Here is a 17,868-nt window from a genome sequence, read left to right as displayed (position 1 = left end):
CCTAAAAACTATTTCGCAACAGCTTTTACAGCTTCAGCTCTTTTTGCAGAACGACGTTGACGATAAGCACGACGTTTTTGACATACAGCAGCTTTACGAGCAGTTTGTTTAGCCATCAATTCACTATAAACTCCAGGAGCACCTTGTTTAATCAAAACAGTAGCTTTTTCTGTAAGTTCAGCACCTTGATTTAACCAATAGAAAATTCTATCACTCTTCAATTGATAATTAACTGCGCTGTGAGGATCGTACCAACCTAATAATTCTATGTATCTACCATCACGAGGAGACTCAACATCAGCAAGTACTAATCTATAGACTACGTGATTTCTTCGTCCTTGTTGTCGTAAACGAATTTTTAACGCCACAGGTTTCCTCCAGACATTTTCTTTTTCATTTGTTCTATTCTCTCTTTACTCATATTTTTAAAAAACTTTTTAGATTGCGCCATACGCTTGCGAAACTGGTTTACATCACCTAAAGTCAATCCGCAACCGGCGGCTATTCTTTTCATGCGACTCATGTCTAGATCAACTCCCTCTTTTCTTTCTTGGGGAGTCATAGAAAGAATAATCGCTTCTGTTTTTTTCATATGCTCTTCGGAATCCGCTATATCTTTCTCGCTAGGTTTAGCACTACCGAAACTCGGCATCATTCCCATAAGCTTTCTAAGTGGACCCATACGTCGAAATGCCTTCATCTGTTTGTAATAATCTTCATAGGTGAAGGTCGATTCTATTAATTTTTTTCCAAGTTCTTCGTCTTCTTCTTCAGAAATACATTCGCGCATTTTTTGGACAAAATGCACGGTATCTCCCATGCCCAAAATACGATCTGCCATAGATTCAGCATTAAAGGGTCGAAGATCTTCTATTTTCTCACCACAGCCTTCGAATTTTATTGGTTTCCCCAATAAACTTTTCATCGACAATACAGCTCCGGCTCGAGCATCTCCATCTGTCATGGAGATAATTACTCCCGTGAGATCTAAATAATCATCAAACGCTTTCGCTGTCGCAACAGCATCCTGTCCCATAGCCAAATTCATAACAAATAGCCGTTCACATGATTTGGAGATTTTTTGTATGGAAACCAATTCTTCCATCAACACTTCATCCATATGCAATCGGCCCGCTGTATCAATCAAAATAAGATCATGACCGTGCTGTTTCGCATAGTCTAAAGCCTGGGAAACTACTCTCACAGGATCCTGACCTTCGCTATTATACAGTTCAGCCTGGGTTTTTGAAATCAAGTTTCTTAATTGATCTATTGCTGCAAAGCGTTTTAAATCACAGGGAACAACTAATACCTTCTTTGCCTTGCGTTCCTCTAGAACATAGGCAGCAAGCTTAGCACATGTCGTAGTTTTCCCTGTTCCCTGTAGGCCACAAAGTAAAATCACCCCAGGATTCCCTGAAGTAATTAAATCAGCCTTACCACCAAGTAATTCTGTCAATTCTTCATGTAAATATCGTATAAACTGCTGTCCGGGGGAAACATGCTTCCATACTTCCTCTCCAAGAATTTTTTCCTTTACCTTAGCAATAAAACTTTTAACGACATGGTAATTCACATCGGCGTCTAGTAGGGCTAAGCGGACTTCCCGGATCGCTTCCGAGATATTTTCTTCAGTAATTCTACGAGAGGAAATCAACGAAGAAAAAATTGAGGATAGTTTTTGCGATAAAGAACTGATCATCTACTCAGCAAAAATCAAGAATAATCTCATGAGGATACAGTATCGCTTGCATGATTTTCAAGAAAAAAAAACCTATCGTATCCCGAGAGATCTTGGTGTATGCTCCCCGAGACACCATAATTTGAAAAAATTCTTTTTATTGCATTCCCCTGCTTATAGCCAATTTCCAGCCAACCAACACCTCTAGGGGACAAAATGCTATTCAGGTCACTAGCAATTCGTTCATAGAATTCTAGTCCGGAATTACCTCCAGCTAAAGCTCTCCACGGCTCGTGACATCGAACTTCAGGATCCGCATTTAGAATCTCATCGAAAGAAAGATAGGGGGGATTGCAAACAAAAGCATCTCCAGGAAAAGAATACGGAGAAAATAAGTCTCCGCTCAAAATTTCAACATTTAAATTATTTTTAAATGCATTCGCCTTAGCCACAGCCACTGCTTTTGGGCAAATATCTGAAAGAATAACTTTAATATCGGGGCAATATTTTTTTATAGATAATCCCAAACAACCACTCCCACAACAAACATCATAAAATGTTTGAATATGAGGATGCTTGATTAAATATTTTATAATCTGTTCGGCTAATAATTCTGTTTCCATTCTAGGGATCAGGACACGAGAGTCTACTTCCAAATGCAGACCTAAAAAATGTACACTGCCATGAATATATGCTGTTGGATAACGTCTAGCTCTTTTTTGAACGCGTTCCCAATAAATTGGAATGAGATCGTCGTTTAATAAAACAGAGACTAGCTGTGCTCTGGAACTGATTTCAAGAAGATCCATTAAAATATCCGCAGCCTCTCTATCAGGGAAAGCCACACCACAATACTTTAAATACGCAGCAGCTTCTCTAAGAATTCTCTTCGTTTCCATGTTGCAAGAGCTGATGATAAGCATGACTGACTAAAGCTGAAGTAATAGCATCCAAATCTCCTTCCATAACTTTATCTAAATTATAAAGAGTAAGACCTATCCTATGGTCAGTTACGCGATTTTGTGAAAAATTATACGTGCGGATTCTTTCTGAACGATCTCCGCTACCTACTTGAGCTGAGCGCATAGCGGAAGCTTCTTTATGACGTCTCTGCATTTCTGCATCGCGTATTCTTGCCTTTAAAATACGCATAGCCTTGGCTTTATTCTTATGCTGACTACGCTCATCTTGACAAGTAACCACAACGCCTGTGGGCATATGAGTAATTCGAACTGCAGAGTCGGTAACGTTTACATGCTGACCTCCGGCCCCAGAAGCCCTAAAGGTATCTATTTTTAAATCTTTCTCATCAATAAAGACTTCTTCATCATCTTCTGCTGGTTCTGGCAATACAGCAACAGTGATCGCAGAAGTATGCACACGACCTTGAGTTTCAGTCTCAGGAACTCTTTGCACGCGATGCGTTCCGGCTTCATACTGTAGCAAACGTTTTACGCCGGTTCCAGATATACCCATTACATATTCTTTATATCCGCCAATATCGGACTCAGAAGAGGAAAGAACTTCATATTTCCAATCTTTTGAAGATGCATACAAATGATACATGCGGACACAATCTCCCACAAAAAGAGCTGCTTCATCTCCACCAGTACCTGCACGCAATTCCATGATAACATTTAAATCGTCATCCGGATCCGGTGGAACTAATAGATTCTCCAAAACTTTATAAAGCTTATCAATTTCAGCTTTTCCTGATTGAATACCCTCTTCTAGCATAGCGATCATTTCAGGATCTTTCTCTTGAGCTAATGCTTCTTTATCATCGTTGAGAACTTTTTCCTGTCCTAAAACTTTATCATATACGTTCTTTAATTCAGAAAGACGTGCATGTTCCTTACTCAAGCTACTATACTCTTTGGGATTTTCAAAAATTTCCGGATTAGAGATTTTAACTTCCACTTCCTCTAGGCGCTTCAAATACTCTAGAATCTTTTTTTCCATGAATTACTTCTCAATCAAGAGTTCCTGACATACTTCTCGAGTTGAATACCGAGGAGTTTTTTTAAGTTAACTTTTTAAATTCTTTACCCATTGGAGTCATACAAATTCCCCCCTTCAATATCACAACTCTTGAAAATTAGAGAACAGGTTAACGCTCTGTAGGGTATAGAAAACGTTATTACCATAAGATGATTTTCAATCACCTTGTGGTCAACGTCATGAGTCAATGTTTTATCATATCCTGCCAATATGAGTCACTGCAAACGACAAAAACATTCTAACAACCATTGCAGACAAAAATATATAATAAAAGGATATGAATATTTCTGAATGAAACATTAAATAAAAAACACGCCTCAACACATCCTAGAATAAGGAGAATGACAACGTGTTTATACAAAAAAGACTAAAACTTAATGAATAAGACTATTTCTTTTTCTTTGCGGGAGCTTTTTTCTTAGCCTTAGCAATAGGCTCTTCTTCTACCGAGGTTTGAGCAGGTTGCGCAGGCTTTGCATTGCTGTAACGCTTTAAGAACTTATCTACCCGGCCTTCGGCATCCACTAATCTCTTACTTCCTGTGAAGAAAGGATGTGAAGAAGAGGACACGCTGACGTAGCATACAGGATACTCTTGTCCTTCATAAACTTCCGTCTTATCGCTCTGATATGTAGATCCGCAAACAAATTTATATCCTGTAGAAGAATCTACAAATAAAACTTTATTATATTCGGGATGAGTGTTCTTTTTCATATTGACAACTCCAAAATCACCATCTTATGGTATGTGGGAAACAACATCATGAAATACTAAAGGAAAAGTGTACAGAAATACCTTATGAAAAAGCAAGAAAAAATACGCTTATCACCTCTGTTTCAAAGACTTTTTATTTTAGTAATTTTCTTCTATCCATGCTCTGGATTTGCTGAATCTCCTATCTCTGTAAAACAAAATATTTTCCGTGCACGAGCTGGTGACTACGCTGTTTTCAGCAAAGGCGTTCAAAAGTTTTTTTTATTCGTAAAATCTGTATCTTCCGACACAGCGTGGATAGAAATGACTGAATTTCCACATCTATCTCAACAAGATCGAGTCTTGATACAAAACACACCGTGGAAAAACTTAATTAACGATTTACATTCTCCTAGACGAGTTTTTTTAATATCTCTATCAACAAAAGATATGCATATCTTTTGTTTGAATCCAAAAACTCAGCAACTACGTCGCTTGCAATCAGAAGATCTTCCTGTCTTCTCCACACTCCTACAGCTTTCTTTAAATGAAGCGCCAGATCATTTAATAAAAAGACAGGGTAAAAACCGCGATCCATGGTCGCCTAGAATTACTGTAGAGGGAAGTTATTCTCTTAAAACACCTGCTCAAGCTTGGTGCGCGAATTGGCCTAAAGATTCATCCGTTTTATCGGGGAAAAACGTACTCATGTATTTCACAGCTTGCGAAATCTCTGTTTTCCCTTTATGGACTAGTATAGAAACTCCAAAAGGCACAGTTGTTTTAAGAGCTATTGATGTAGGTCACGAAGCCTCGTCTCCTTATTCTTATACTCTTCCCGAGATTAAAGAATAAATAGGACAAGCAAACCTCTTTCAAAACAGTTTCTAGACATTTTATAGATTAAGTCTTAAAAAATACGAAATTTTTAAACTTATCTAGAAAATATTTTTGATTGAAAAATCTAATACAGTAAAATAGCGCTCAAGGCTTTTGTTAGATGCTCATATTTTAATTTTAATGTTACAATTAGATAAATATGTAGCAAAACTTCTGTCTATTTTAGGTGCGCTAAACATAGCCACAATTTCGATTAGGGAAATACCCTTTTCGAATCCTCATTTAATATGAGGACATTCAAACTCAGAAAGAAATTAAGGGTTTCACTAGGCATCTTCATGAGACATCGGTATTCCTTAAATAAAAGTCGTCAAATACTTCATTCGACTTATAAGTTACTTAAAAGTAAAAAACTTGCTCAACATCCCGACTCTCAAAAAGAATTACAAACATTACTAGAGCAGCTCGAAGAAGCCATCTTTCAACAAGATCAAGAAACAGCCAGTCAACTCGCAGAGCAGGCTCAGAAATTCAATAAACGCTACCCTGCTTCTTTTGCAAAGAAATCTTGGGAGCTTACTAAAGCTATTCTCTTTGCCGCTTTAGTTGCTTTTCTTATTCGTCAATTTTGGTTTGAACTTTACGAAGTCCCTACTGGGTCTATGCGTCCAACGATTTTAGAACAAGATCGGATGATTGTTTCTAAAACAACTTTCGGACTACACTTCCCCTTTAAGAAAAAACCTTGGGGATTTTGTTCCGAAGCCATTACTCGCGGTGGCCTTGTAGTCTTCACTGTTGGTGATCTTCCTATTCCAAATTCCGATACGAAGTACTTCGGATTCATTCCTGGGAAAAAACGTTATATTAAACGTTGCATGGGGAAGCCCGGGGATACTCTTTATTTTTACGGAGGAAAAATTTACGGTCTTGATAAAGACGGAAAAATTATTCATTTCCCCAATGATTTTGGTCTTGAGAATCTCTACCACGTCCCTTACATATCTTTCGACGGCTCTGTAGAAATTATAAATAATGAAAAAACTACAGCATTATTTAAACAGATGAATCAACCTTGCGGTAAGATTTCATTACCTCAAGAAGGCCCTTACGGCAAATTTTTTCACAATAGTTCTTGGAATAATGATATTCCCAATGCATTAAAAACTCCTCATACATCTCCGGTTAGTTATTCCGACCTGTTTGGCATGGGCAACTATGCTATGGTACGTATTCTTACTCATAAACAGGCCAGTCTATGTCATACTATTCCAAATCCAATAGCTCAAACTTATTTGGAAATTTGTCATACTCCGAACGTTTCTTACCCTACGCCTCATCTTCAGCACTATAACAATCAAATAATTCCTACCATACAACCTATGAAAACGCTTCTTCCCTTAAGGCAAGAGCATATTCATCTTATTAGGAATAATCTTAATACATCACGGTTTGTTATTTCTGATGGTGTTGCTTACAAGTATCAACCATTTACAAGAGGATCAGAAGATACGGCAAAACTTTTTGCTCTACCTTTCCCGGGAGTAGATAACGGTTGTTACGAATATTCTAAAGGAGAAGCTTATAAAATAGGTTTTGGAGGCATGCGTTATAAGCTAAAACCAACTCATGCATTAATGCAACTAAATGACAATCAGGTAATTGACCTATTTAACTGTGGTATTAATTTTAGCTCATTCTTTATTCCAAAAAATCCTAAGTATAATCCTTTACCAAGTCGCTATGCATTTTATAATCAAGGAAATCTCTATGTTATGGATTCTCCTATCTTCATTAAAAATGATCCCGCCTTGCAAAAGTTCGTAGAGTCTGAAAAAGCAAAACAAGAAGCATCTTCAGAAGATCGTCCTTACATAGGTTTTATCGATAGAGGTCCTCCTCCACAAGATCTAGAACAGTTCTCAAAATTCATTCATAATTTTGGAATACAAATTCCTGAGGGTCATGTTTTAGTTTTAGGAGATAATTATCCTATGAGCGCTGATAGTCGTGAATTTGGCTTTGTTCCTATGGAGAATCTTTTAGGATCACCCTTATGGATTTTCTGGCCTTTAGGACATTTCGGACATTTAAAAAACGTTCCTGCTCCAACCACGTTACCTGGGTATTTAGTCAACAGTTTAGCTTTAGGGTTCTTCGTTTATATCTTTGGACATATGTATTACCAAAGACATCGCCGCCTATTTCCAAAAAATGATAAGAAGAAATAAAGAAGACTCTCAGTTTTATAGAGAATCTTCTTTGAAGAAATCTTAGAGTGTTATTTTACTCCGGAAGCTACTGTAAGAGAGATAAATGTAGGATGTCCATTGATATCCCATTCTTCACCCTCAACAGCATCTTTAAACTCAAATTGAATAGTCAATGTCTCTTCGCAAATATAATCTTCGTAATGGAGAAATGCCTTTTTGACATCTTCTGAAGTATTTATTTGCAAAAGAATACGATCAGAAACATGCAACTTATGATTACGACGCATCGTATTAATTTTATTCACTAATTCCCTAGAAATCGCCTCAACAACCAAATCCTCAGTTAACTGGCAATCAAGAACCACAGTAAATAACGAAGAACTTCGAGCAACATATCCAGACTCTGTCTCCCAAGAAATTAATACATCATCTATACCCAAAGTAATCTCTTCCGAACCTAAGTTCAGAAGAAGAAATTGTTGTTTTAGCAACTGCTGTATCTGCTCTTGAGAAAGATTACTCAGCGCTCTTTGCACATCTTTTATCTTCTCACCCACCCTCTTGCCTAAAGAGCGAAAGTTGGGTTTCACAGTCGTTTTTACAAAGCTTGGTGTCTCTTTATAAAATACGATATTTTTTACATTGAGTTCTTCTGCAATGAGTTGCTCAAAAGAAGTCAACTCATCTAAACGATCTTTAGGACCTACTATATAAAAATTCGCTAAAGGTTGACGTACTTTTAACTTATGCTCCTTACGTAGAGAGTGCCCTAGACCTACAATCTCTCGAGCGTCGCTCATGCGTTGTTCCAAATCTGGAAATACTTTAGCAAGATCTATGTGAGGAAAATCACAAAGATGTACAGACTCTTGAGAATGCTCTGTTTTGATCTGTTGGTAAATATCTTCAGATATAAATGGGATAAAAGGAGCGATTACTCTACAGAAAACAGTAAGCACTTCATAAAGTGTAGCAAAAGCTGCTCTTCTATCTGGAGTGTCCTCAGATTCCCAGAAACGTCTACGGCAACGACGAATATACCAATTTGTTAAATCATCAATAAAAGTAACGAAAGGATTGACAGCAGTATTTAAATTATAAGAGCTCATACTCTCACGAACCTTGCCAACAACAGTATAGAGATTGGAAAGAATCCATCTATCAATCTCGCTATAAGTTATCTCTTCCTTATCGTAACTATTAGCATCGAAACCATACAGATCTGTATAAGTTTTGAAAAAAGATAACACATTTGTTAAGGGCAGGAGAATTTGTTTAAGGATAGATTCAACACCCTTATCAGAAAACCGTAAATCCTCAGCTTTAACAACCACACTGTCTAACAAATACAATCTTAGAGCATCAGCTCCGTAGGTATTCATAATCCCCATAGGACTAGGATAGTTATTTAGCCTTTTAGACATCTTATTGCCATCTTCGGCTAAAACAATACCGTTAACTATCGCATTTTTAAACGCTGGCTGATCAAATAAGGCTGAAGAAATCACCGTAAGGGTATAGAACCATCCTCGTGTCTGATCTAAACCTTCTGCTATAAAATCTGCAGGAAATCCAGCTTCTGTTTCCTTCTGATTTTCAAAAGGATAGTGATTTTGTGCATAAGGCATAGCGCCTGAATCAAACCAACAATCAAATACATAGGGAACTCTCTGAAAAGTCTTCCCGTCTTTTTCAACTTTTAATTGATCAATAAAATGACAATGTAAATCAGAAATCTTCTCTCCAGTAAGCTCTTCAAGTTCTTTTACAGAGCCTATAACTAAGACTTCTCCATCTTTACTTTTCCAAATAGGAATAGGAGTTCCCCAATAACGATTCCTACTAATTGCCCAATCTCTAGCACCCTCTAACCACTTACCAAAACGCCCTTCTTTGATATGCTCTGGAACCCAGTGTATTTTCTGGTTAGCTCGCAACATCTTGTCCTTGATCTTCTCAACAGAAACAAACCAAGAGTTCACTGTTTTGTAAATTAACGGGGTGTCTGTTCTCCAACAGAAAGGATAACGGTGCATTACAGTCCCATGATAAAAAATCTTTCCTAGATTTTTTAAAGATTTGATAATTCCTTTATCGCAGCTCTTAATATATTGGCCTTGATATTCGGGAATCTCTTCCGTAAAGCAGCCGTGATTATCCACAGGACACACTATAGGTACGTGGTGTTCTTTACATACAAAGAAGTCCGCTTCACCAAATGCAGGAGCCATGTGTACAACCCCGGTACCTTCGCTTTCCTCTACAAATGAACCAGAAAGAATTCTGTAAGCTCCTTCTGCACGTTTATGTTCAAAAAAGCTAAAGGGTGGTTCATAGCTTTTCCCTATTAAAGCTGTACCCGGAAAACTTTCTAAAATTTCATATGAATCTGGGTCTGAAAACCACCGGGATAAGCATCCCTGACCTAGGATCCATTCCTCTCTGGAAACCTTATCCGCAACACGTACATAAGTAATTTCAGGACCCACAGCAGCAGCCATATTGGATACTAATGTCCATGGTGTTGTGGTCCATACTAGTAAAGACGCGGGATCTTCTTGCAAAGCAAACTTAATAACTACGGAAGGATCGTCTACTTCTTTATAATTTTGACCTGCTTCAAAGTTGGATAAAGGTGTGCCTAATTTCGTGGAGAAAGGAACCACCTTCACACCTTCATAAACTAGGTCCTGATCATAGAGAGAACGGAATACCCACCAGACACTTTCCATAAATGAAGCATCCATTGTCTTCCACGTAGCAGAAAAGTCTACCCAACGTCCCAAACGATTCACGTAGTGTTCCCACTCATCGACATAACGGAAAACAATCTTTCGACATTCCTCATTAAACTTAGCAATCCCAAAGTCCTCAATAGCTCCTGGAGTGGTAAGATCTAGAGATTTTTCTACCTCATATTCTACAGGAACACCGTGACAATCCCATCCAAAACGTCTAGGAACATAATATCCGTCCATAGTAGCGAAACGTCCGACAACATCCTTGATTGTCCCCGCGAGAAGGTGACCATAATGAGGTAGACCCGTAGCAAACGGTGGGCCGTCATAAAAAGAATACAGAGTTTTGCCCTCTCTGTTTTTTAACGATTTTTGAAAAATATGGTTTGTTTTCCAAAAATCCAATATCTTCTCTTCTCTGTTAGCAAGACTTTCCTTGCTCCCTTCGCCTTCCGTATTCATGCTTTAGCCGTTAAGTGCGTGTAGATGTAAAATCACTCCCAAAATAAAGATTTCTCTGGTTTTCGTCCACCTTACCCTCGTAATTTAAGAAAAATTCTCCTTCTCTTGACAACATTTAAAATAGAGGGATACTTGAGTTGCACAAAAGCGAAGAAAAATTTAAAATATGCTCTGGGGGTGTATAGGTTTCGACTTGGAAATGAAGTGTTAATTGCATGCGGAGGGCGTTGGCTGGCCTCCTAAAAAGCCGACAAAACAATAAATGCCGAACCTAAGGCTGAATGCGAAATTATCAGTTTCTCTGACCTCACCCAGGAAAGATTAGCTGCTTAATTAGCAAAAGTTGTTATTTAGATAACCTCTAGATAACCCGGTGCTCATAAACTCCACCAGAGGTTTGTGAAGTACCGTCATCTATCTGGTTGGAATTTACCTTCTCTAATTCTCAAGAGGGTCTATTCGAGATTATTGAGAGTCGTTGGTTTCCATAGATGTTCTTAGCTGAGGAAATTCAATGTAATACTACTAGGGACTAAGCATGTAGAGGTTAGCAGGGAGTTTACTAAGGACGAGAGTTCGAGTCTCTCCACCTCCATATTTTTAATTTTTCTCAAGCAACACTTCGATACTTAAGCCACTCTTCATCAAATTAGTAAATAATTTCTTGAAATGTACGAAGATTTCAATCAGTATCTATTCGAAAACCTATTTTTGCATTATAGTTTCTCTCTAAATCCCACAATAGCAAGCTTGAGCAAAGCATGAGAATTACACAAAACACAGTTTTAATAGTAAATCACCAGCACACGTCAACTGGTCAATTGGATCATTATTTTGAAAAAAATAAGCAACATGTTGTTCAGAATCCGTTGCACCGTTCATGCTGTGAATCCTTCCTGAGCTATTTACCAATTTTTAGTACTTTTACAGGGTTACGTGCTCTATTAGGGATTTCCAATATTGAAACTGCTTTGCTTCTTCCAACAGGAGGTTATAGTAAAATATGTACCATTTCCCCTTGTCTCGAAATTAATGAAGCGTTGCCTACGATCCGCGAGGATGCCTGGTTAGAAATTTTCGGAATCAAAGGTCTTCTAGCTATTTGCCAAGTAGTTCTCAAAGTTATTCGAGTGATAACCAATTACTTTAAAAAAGTCTGTGGTTATGTCGCACCGACGTCTGCCGATATTGATCCTAAGAAACAACCCCTGCCCCCTCAAAAATCTGCTGAAGAAGAACTCCGAGATTTCCTAGGCTAAATCGCTAAACTATAAAATAGTTGCTGCGGCGGCTGCAAGTTCAGAACGTTCCGTACGCGTCATAAACATATGGCCATAAAGAGGCAAATGATGAAACTTACCTACTAAATAGGTAAGCCCATTGGAATTTTCATCAAAGTATGGACTATCGATTTGTGTAGGATCGCCTGTTAGAACAATTTTTGTTCCTTTCCCTGCACGAGAAATAATCGTTTTAATCTCATGAGGAGTAAGGTTCTGTGCTTCATCAATGATCATAAACACTTTTGGCAAAGACCTTCCACGAATATATGTCAGAGCTTCCATCTCTAATTTTTTAGCTTCCATCAAAGATTGTAAGACCTCTGAAAAATCTCCCATACCATTAATATTAAAAAGGAATTCCATATTATCGTAGATAGGCTGCATCCAATGTAAAAGCTTTTCTTCCTTAACCCCAGGAAGAAATCCAATATCTTTCCCCATCGGAATGATAGGACGACTCACTAATAACTTATTATAATTCCCCTTATCAAATACCTGATGCATAGCTGCTGCTAAAGCTAAAATAGTTTTCCCTGATCCTGCTTGTCCCATGAGCGTAACTAATTTTATATCATCGCGCAAAAGAAGATCTAAAGCACACTTTTGTTCGGTATTTAAAGGTTTTATTCCCCAAATTTTATCTGGAAGAGATTTTAAAGAAACGATTCTTCCTTCACCTGCGTGATAACGGCCGAGAGCAAAATAATTCTCTCCTCCTGAAATAAAAAAATATTCATTAGGTGATGGAGCTATGTCTAAACGAATATCTAAATATCCATTTGTATAAAAGCTTTCCACATCAGATGCAGACACACTTAGTTCACGATAACCACGATATAAAGATCTAAAAGAGAATCTTTTATTTTCATAATCCCGAGCTTCTATCCCTAAGGCTTCAGCACGGACTCTACGTCCTAGACTCTTTGTTACAAAAATCATAGGCTCTCGTTGTGCTATCACTTGAAGCAACTCGAGCGTAAGAAGTTTTCGGCGTTTTTCATCATTAGCTAGGTTAGCAACAGAAGATACTTCTATACGTAATTCACCTCCATTAGGAAGAGATATACCATCAGCATGACTACCAAAACGTTCAAGTAATAAACGGATATTACTCAAAGCTCGCGAAGCATTTTTTGCTGATTCATCACGATCTTTAGCAAATGATTCCAACTCCTCAATTACAGTAAAAGGAATGATAATTCGTGTGTCCTCAAAAGATGATAGGGCCTCTGGATCATAAATAAACACACTCGTATCAATGACCATTGTTTTCTTCATTCAGCTAACTCCTAATGAAACAGGGCTCCAACCCCAAAAGACATTTTATATCTGCAAATATCCTTCCTAATAAAATGACGAAAATACTTAAAACAAATACTGAGAAAATCTGCGCTTATATTGACAAAATTTTATTAGAAACTTCTTGACCCTTTTATATAATTCTAAGTAAAAAAAACTCTATTCTTATTCTTCTAAAAAGAAAAACTGCTTAACATCTTCAAGAAGTTAGGTTGAATTTAGCAATCGACAACATCAACTGCTAATTCGATTGTCAAAAAAACAGCGCTCCTCTACAATGACGTTAAGCAATGACAGTAGAGTTTACCACTGGAGGTCGCCATGAAAGTGAAAATTAATGACCAATTGATTTGCATTCCTCCCTATATTTCTGCACGATGGAATCAAATAGCCTTTATTGAATCGCAAGAAGGAGAAGTTAAAGGGCAGGCTACCCTCAAGCTACATTTAATTGACGGGAAGATCATCTCTATCCCTAATTTAGATCAGTCAATTATTGATATTGCTTTCCAAGAGCACCTTCTCCATTTAGAAGCTTCTCAAATAATTCGAGATGAATCTGGTCGTGAAGATGATAAGCTAGGTATGTTAATGAATGTACTTCAGCAATTATCTAAAGATACAGACGTACAAATGTTCTCACAAAAAAGTCTGATGTCTCCGCTATTTTCTGGAACCAGCCCCATGGAAATGATTCTACAACACACCCCGGAACATAAAGACCATCCCGATGCACCTGCAGATATTTTAGAAAAAATGGTTATGGTAATTCGCACTCTGGCAGGGAATAATCCCAATCTTCTACCCAAAGCAGAACCTCATTGCAACTGCATGCATTGTCAAATCGGCAGAGTAATTAGTGAAGAAGAAGACGCCACTGTGTGCGAAGAAGATTTATCTTTCCGCACGTGGGACATTAGTCCAAGTGGAAATAAATTGTATCTTGTTACCGATCCGTTAAACCCAAGTGAGCAGTTTAGTGTATATCTAGGGACACCTATCGGATGTACTTGCGGCAAGTTAAATTGTGAACATGTAAAAGCAGTTCTCTATACTTAAGACTTAGTCAAGTTTACTCGATTGGTAAGATAATTGACTTTTTCACTGCAGTCGATATAATTCTTTTTTCTAGGGGTCGCTTCCCCTAGAGGACTAGGTCACATCCTTGTATCGATTTCTAATGTGAACACATTGTAGGAGTAAAGCATGCGAACGCTATCGATTTCTATGCTTTTGTTTACCATCGGGTCAGGAATAAGTTCAGCAAGTTTACATGCTGCTCCTTCCGTATCAAAAACACCTGTTGCGCAAATGGACAAGTCTTCCTTTTCTCCATTTACAGGAGAGATTAAAGGAAACCGTGTACGCTTGCGTTTAGCTCCACATGTAGACAGCTCCATTATCAAAGAACTTTCTAAAGGCGACTATATTGCCGTTATTGGCGAGAGCAAAGACTATTATATCGTTGCTGCTCCTGAAGGACTCAAAGGTTACGTATTCCGTACATTTGTTTTAGATAATGTGATTGAAGGTGAGCAAGTAAATGTACGCTTAGAACCCTCAACATCCGCTCCCGTACTTGTACGTTTATCTCGAGGCACAGAAATTCAAGCAACGTCGAGTCAGCCACAAGGAAAGTGGTTAGAGATTGCCCTACCTAGTCAGTGCGCTTTCTATGTTGCTAAAAATTTTGTTTCTCAAAAAGGTTCTATAGATCTTTATAAACATAGAGAAGGTCAAAAGAAAATCGCTTTAGACTTACTAGATTCTGCTGTGAAATTCGCTCAAGATGAGTTGAAAAAAACTCTAGATTCCGTTGACTTAGAAGCAATTTATAAAAAAATCAATCTTGTACAATCTGAAGAATTCAATGATGTCCCCGGTTTGCAGCCATTAATACAAAAAGCTTTAGAGGAGATCCAAGATACCTATCTTTCAAAATCTCTAGCAAGTCAAGATAAGGCAATCGGGAAACAACAAGCATCCAGTTCTTCTGATACTTTTTACAGTACGGAAAAGCCTGCAACTACCGGATCTTTATTATCTCGTCATATCCGCAAGCAAACAGTAATTAAGACCTCTCCAAAAACTCAAGGAAGAGAAAGTCTTGAATGTTCCTTATTTAAAATTTGGGCAAGCATGCAGCCACAAGAAAATGCTAAAAAGCTTACTCAAGATGCTTTCTATGAAGAAGAAAAAAAGAAGAAACAAACTTTTGTTGGAGAACTGGAAGTTTATCCCCATGTTGTAAAAAACAATCCTGGTGATTACTTACTTAAAGATAAGGAAAATACTATAGCCTTTGTCTATGCAACAAAAATAGACCTAGAGAAATGGTTAGGAAAGAGAGTTTCTGTGGAATGTTTACCTCGTCCAAATAATCATTTTGCTTTTCCAGCTTATTACGTAATCAATATTAAAGAAGTTATTTCTTAAACTACTCTCTTACGCTCTCCTTTAAACTGTCAGTGATCCAATATGCAGGATAATTTAAAAGTAGAGCTTCTTCTTCAACTCTATAGTATTTAATACGCTGATTACCCGAAATATCCTTACCAGTATAGACAATATGCATATACCCTTGTTTATCTAAATATGCACAAGGATCTACGCTGTAATCCGCATCAATAAGCTTAGGATGATTCCAAGTTAATCCTTCGTTATATGAAGGAAAGCATGTTAGTCCCTCTCCATTAGGGGCACTATTAGCAAAAAGAAATAATCTCCCACTTCTCCCCGATTGAACAGCAATACTACTATTATAACTTCGCCAAGGAAGGTTCTTTAATTTTGACCAAGAAGTTCCACGATTTGTTGATGTTGACATGCAGATATAATTTTCTTCTACAGAAGCATTTCTACAAAAAAGCGCCAGTTTGTTTGATGTTAAAGATACAATAGCAGGTTCTATAGGAACTTGATTTCTTGTCTTTCCTAAAATAGGGCCAAAACGCCCTTCCCAAGATTGAGAACAGAAATTATAAATTTCTACCCAAGAAGCTCCTACAAGCTCCTGATCTGTTAGCATCCCATAGATACTGTACGAGGGAATATATATTTGATTTCTTATTCTATCCACATAAGGAGGATTTCTTGTTGTCCCCTCTAACCCAGGAGGTAAGAGTCTATGTTCGGACCAATTTTTCCCCGCATTGAAAGAGAAAGCTAGATAAGGACGACTCACGCTCTCTCCAAAAAGTTGTTTTCTATAGAACAACCATATTTCCTGAGAGCTAATTCTCACCAATACGGGGTTAGAAAAACTCCCAGATTCCTGAGGGAAAATCTCTCTAGATTCCGACCATAATCCCTGATCGCAATACCTTCCTACGAGTTTGTTGCTCTCTTGCCAAACAACAAGAAGTTTTCCAGAAGTTTCGACAATTGTAGAGGAACCAGAAATACTATTTTCAGAAGATAGCCACAGTTCCTCATAAGGCTTATACTCTCCGAAACATAAACTCAGCGGAGAAAATATAAATAAGAAAACCCAGTACTTCCACATAAATGCAACCTAAAAACAAAAAATAGGAAGCATGTTATAAAAATTTTAGAGTTTTTGTAATGAGTAAAAACAAGTCATCCCTAAAACTCTCTAATACACAGAAGGGAAATCGGTTTTACCTCTGAAAACACGATAGATATACACTCCATAGGCTATAATGAACGGCAAACCTACAAGTACGATGACCAAAAGACTCTGTAATGTTTTTGTACTTGCTGCTGTATTGTAAATAGTATAGCTATGCTCAGGATCTACAGTAGAAAATAGAATATTTGGAAAAACTAAAGTTACCGTCGATAGTATTAATAGAAGTAAATTCAACGAAGAATAGAGAAAGGCACAGCCGTAGCGTTTCCTAGATATGCAAGTCTTAGTTGCTAGACAACTTCCTAAAGTCATAGCGAGCAACAATATCAATATAGGGTATGTAGGAACTCCATTAAAACTTCCTACCTGAAAAGAGTATCCCTTTGTCTGCGGTATCACAGCAAGAGTAGCACCGATCAAGAGAAGATAAACAACTAAAAATGCGGATAAAACATAAGAGAAACGCTTAATGATCCGCTGTTGCAACTCTCCAGTAGTCTTCATTAAAACAAAAGTAGCTCCATGAATTGCGAAAGCACTAACAACAAGAGCACCGCAGAGTAATGTGTAAGGACGGAAAAATAGCACCCAAGATAAAGAAGAATATGGGGTTGTAGGCGCTATAGGCAATCCTAAAATCATATTTCCCACTAAAACCCCTAAGAAAAAGCTAATAGCGATTCCTGATATACAAAAAACAATATCCCAGAATGCTTTCCACTTTGTGGATTCTGCTTTACTACGAAATTCTAAAGAACATCCTCGGAAGATATAGAGCAAAACTAATGTCCATATTGGCATATAAAAAATCGATAATAATGCGCCATAGGCCGGTGGAAATCCTGCAAAAAGTCCCCCAAAAATAATAATGAGCCACACTTCATTACCATCCCAAACAGGCCCTATAGAATTAAGTAACGTACGCCGTTCCTCATCAGCGCGAGACATGAAGTAAATTGCACTTAAACCTAAATCAAAACCATCTCCTAAAGAGTAGGCAAACACTGCAACTACTAATATAACATACCAAGCTATCGGCAATAGTGAAGCTAAAGAAAAATCCATG

14 protein-coding genes and 1 other RNA gene are annotated in these 17,868 nt (G+C 37.7%); 6 read left to right on the top strand and 9 right to left on the bottom strand.

Features of this window, described 5'->3' with window-relative positions; translation table 11 throughout:
* Positions 1 to 8: 8 nt before the first annotated feature.
* The 5 genes from O6937_RS05190 to O6937_RS05170 all read right to left on the bottom strand — a co-directional run bounded on the left by O6937_RS05190 (position 9) and on the right by O6937_RS05170 (position 4,396).
* Positions 9 to 368, bottom strand: a complete 360-nt coding sequence (locus O6937_RS05190) for a 30S ribosomal protein S16 (RefSeq protein WP_332390579.1) — start codon at positions 366 to 368, stop codon at positions 9 to 11.
* Positions 359 to 1,702, bottom strand: a complete 1,344-nt coding sequence (gene ffh, locus O6937_RS05185) for a signal recognition particle protein (protein WP_332390578.1) — start codon at positions 1,700 to 1,702, stop codon at positions 359 to 361. The genes O6937_RS05190 and ffh overlap by 10 nt, the downstream gene beginning before the upstream one ends.
* A gap of 26 nt (positions 1,703 to 1,728) precedes the next feature.
* Entirely contained in the window at positions 1,729 to 2,580 is an 852-nt protein-coding gene (gene prmC / locus O6937_RS05180; protein ID WP_332390577.1) for a peptide chain release factor N(5)-glutamine methyltransferase, read from the bottom strand.
* On the bottom strand, positions 2,558 to 3,643 hold the full coding sequence (prfA, locus tag O6937_RS05175; protein WP_332390576.1) for a peptide chain release factor 1: 1,086 nt from the start codon (positions 3,641 to 3,643) through the stop codon (positions 2,558 to 2,560). Before prfA ends, prmC begins: the two co-directional genes overlap by 23 nt.
* A 426-nt stretch (positions 3,644 to 4,069) precedes the next feature.
* Positions 4,070 to 4,396, bottom strand: coding sequence for a type B 50S ribosomal protein L31 (locus O6937_RS05170; RefSeq protein WP_332390575.1), 327 nt, complete (start codon positions 4,394 to 4,396; stop codon positions 4,070 to 4,072).
* An 84-nt stretch (positions 4,397 to 4,480) separates the two neighbouring features.
* Between O6937_RS05170 and O6937_RS05165 the strand changes: the two genes are divergently transcribed.
* Both O6937_RS05165 and lepB read left to right on the top strand, forming a co-directional pair.
* Positions 4,481 to 5,230, top strand: a complete 750-nt coding sequence (locus tag O6937_RS05165; RefSeq protein ID WP_332390574.1) for a hypothetical protein — start codon at positions 4,481 to 4,483, stop codon at positions 5,228 to 5,230.
* Between the two features lie 323 nt (positions 5,231 to 5,553).
* A complete protein-coding gene (gene lepB, locus O6937_RS05160) occupies positions 5,554 to 7,446 on the top strand; it encodes a signal peptidase I (RefSeq protein WP_332390573.1) in 1,893 nt (630 codons plus the stop codon).
* 50 nt (positions 7,447 to 7,496) lie between these two features.
* Here the strand turns inward: lepB and ileS are convergent, their stop codons facing one another.
* Complete coding sequence (ileS, locus tag O6937_RS05155) at positions 7,497 to 10,628, bottom strand: isoleucine--tRNA ligase (RefSeq protein ID WP_332390572.1); 3,132 nt, start codon at positions 10,626 to 10,628, stop codon at positions 7,497 to 7,499.
* 173 nt (positions 10,629 to 10,801) lie between these two features.
* On the opposite strand from ileS, the gene ssrA reads away from it, so the two are divergent.
* Both ssrA and O6937_RS05145 read left to right on the top strand, forming a co-directional pair.
* Positions 10,802 to 11,226, top strand: a transfer-messenger RNA (tmRNA) gene (gene ssrA / locus O6937_RS05150).
* Positions 11,227 to 11,389: 163 nt separating this feature from the next.
* Positions 11,390 to 11,887: a hypothetical protein gene (locus tag O6937_RS05145; protein ID WP_332390571.1), complete on the top strand. Its 498-nt coding sequence runs from the start codon at positions 11,390 to 11,392 to the stop codon at positions 11,885 to 11,887.
* A 9-nt stretch (positions 11,888 to 11,896) separates the two neighbouring features.
* Here O6937_RS05145 and O6937_RS05140 read toward each other — a convergent pair whose 3' ends face one another.
* On the bottom strand, positions 11,897 to 13,189 hold the full coding sequence (locus O6937_RS05140) for a PhoH family protein (protein ID WP_332390570.1): 1,293 nt from the start codon (positions 13,187 to 13,189) through the stop codon (positions 11,897 to 11,899).
* Between the two features lie 342 nt (positions 13,190 to 13,531).
* On the opposite strand from O6937_RS05140, the gene O6937_RS05135 reads away from it, so the two are divergent.
* Together O6937_RS05135 and O6937_RS05130 are read left to right on the top strand one after the other, a co-directional pair.
* Positions 13,532 to 14,269 (top strand): hypothetical protein, encoded by a 738-nt coding sequence (locus O6937_RS05135; RefSeq protein ID WP_332390569.1) that lies wholly within the window; start codon positions 13,532 to 13,534, stop codon positions 14,267 to 14,269.
* Between the two features lie 147 nt (positions 14,270 to 14,416).
* Entirely contained in the window at positions 14,417 to 15,646 is a 1,230-nt protein-coding gene (locus O6937_RS05130) for an SH3 domain-containing protein (RefSeq protein WP_332390568.1), read from the top strand.
* Between the two features lies 1 nt (position 15,647).
* Here the strand turns inward: O6937_RS05130 and O6937_RS05125 are convergent, their stop codons facing one another.
* Positions 15,648 to 16,715: an exo-alpha-sialidase gene (locus O6937_RS05125; protein WP_332390567.1), complete on the bottom strand. Its 1,068-nt coding sequence runs from the start codon at positions 16,713 to 16,715 to the stop codon at positions 15,648 to 15,650.
* A 90-nt stretch (positions 16,716 to 16,805) separates the two neighbouring features.
* Positions 16,806 to 17,867 (bottom strand): cytochrome d ubiquinol oxidase subunit II, encoded by a 1,062-nt coding sequence (cydB, locus tag O6937_RS05120; protein ID WP_332390594.1) that lies wholly within the window; start codon positions 17,865 to 17,867, stop codon positions 16,806 to 16,808.
* Position 17,868: the final 1 nt, after the last annotated feature.

This window comes from Chlamydia sp. 04-14, assembly GCF_036632095.1.
Classification (GTDB): Bacteria; Chlamydiota; Chlamydiia; order Chlamydiales; family Chlamydiaceae; genus Chlamydia.
Note: the sequence above shows the minus strand (reverse complement) of the source record. Positions and strands in the feature narration are given on the sequence as shown.

Excerpts from the sequence above, each read along its gene's own strand:
- ffh (WP_332390578.1), bottom strand. The coding sequence starts at position 1,702 with ATGATCAGTTCTTTATCGCAAAAACTATCCTCAATTTTTTCTTCGTTG.
- prmC (WP_332390577.1), bottom strand. The coding sequence starts at position 2,580 with ATGGAAACGAAGAGAATTCTTAGAGAAGCTGCTGCGTATTTAAAGTAT.
- prfA (WP_332390576.1), bottom strand. The coding sequence starts at position 3,643 with ATGGAAAAAAAGATTCTAGAGTATTTGAAGCGCCTAGAGGAAGTGGAA.
- O6937_RS05170 (WP_332390575.1), bottom strand. The coding sequence starts at position 4,396 with ATGAAAAAGAACACTCATCCCGAATATAATAAAGTTTTATTTGTAGAT.
- O6937_RS05165 (WP_332390574.1), top strand. The coding sequence starts at position 4,481 with ATGAAAAAGCAAGAAAAAATACGCTTATCACCTCTGTTTCAAAGACTT.
- lepB (WP_332390573.1), top strand. The coding sequence starts at position 5,554 with ATGAGACATCGGTATTCCTTAAATAAAAGTCGTCAAATACTTCATTCG.
- ileS (WP_332390572.1), bottom strand. The coding sequence starts at position 10,628 with ATGAATACGGAAGGCGAAGGGAGCAAGGAAAGTCTTGCTAACAGAGAA.
- O6937_RS05145 (WP_332390571.1), top strand. The coding sequence starts at position 11,390 with ATGAGAATTACACAAAACACAGTTTTAATAGTAAATCACCAGCACACG.
- O6937_RS05140 (WP_332390570.1), bottom strand. The coding sequence starts at position 13,189 with ATGAAGAAAACAATGGTCATTGATACGAGTGTGTTTATTTATGATCCA.
- O6937_RS05135 (WP_332390569.1), top strand. The coding sequence starts at position 13,532 with ATGAAAGTGAAAATTAATGACCAATTGATTTGCATTCCTCCCTATATT.
- O6937_RS05130 (WP_332390568.1), top strand. The coding sequence starts at position 14,417 with ATGCGAACGCTATCGATTTCTATGCTTTTGTTTACCATCGGGTCAGGA.
- O6937_RS05125 (WP_332390567.1), bottom strand. The coding sequence starts at position 16,715 with ATGTGGAAGTACTGGGTTTTCTTATTTATATTTTCTCCGCTGAGTTTA.
- cydB (WP_332390594.1), bottom strand. The coding sequence starts at position 17,867 with ATGGATTTTTCTTTAGCTTCACTATTGCCGATAGCTTGGTATGTTATA.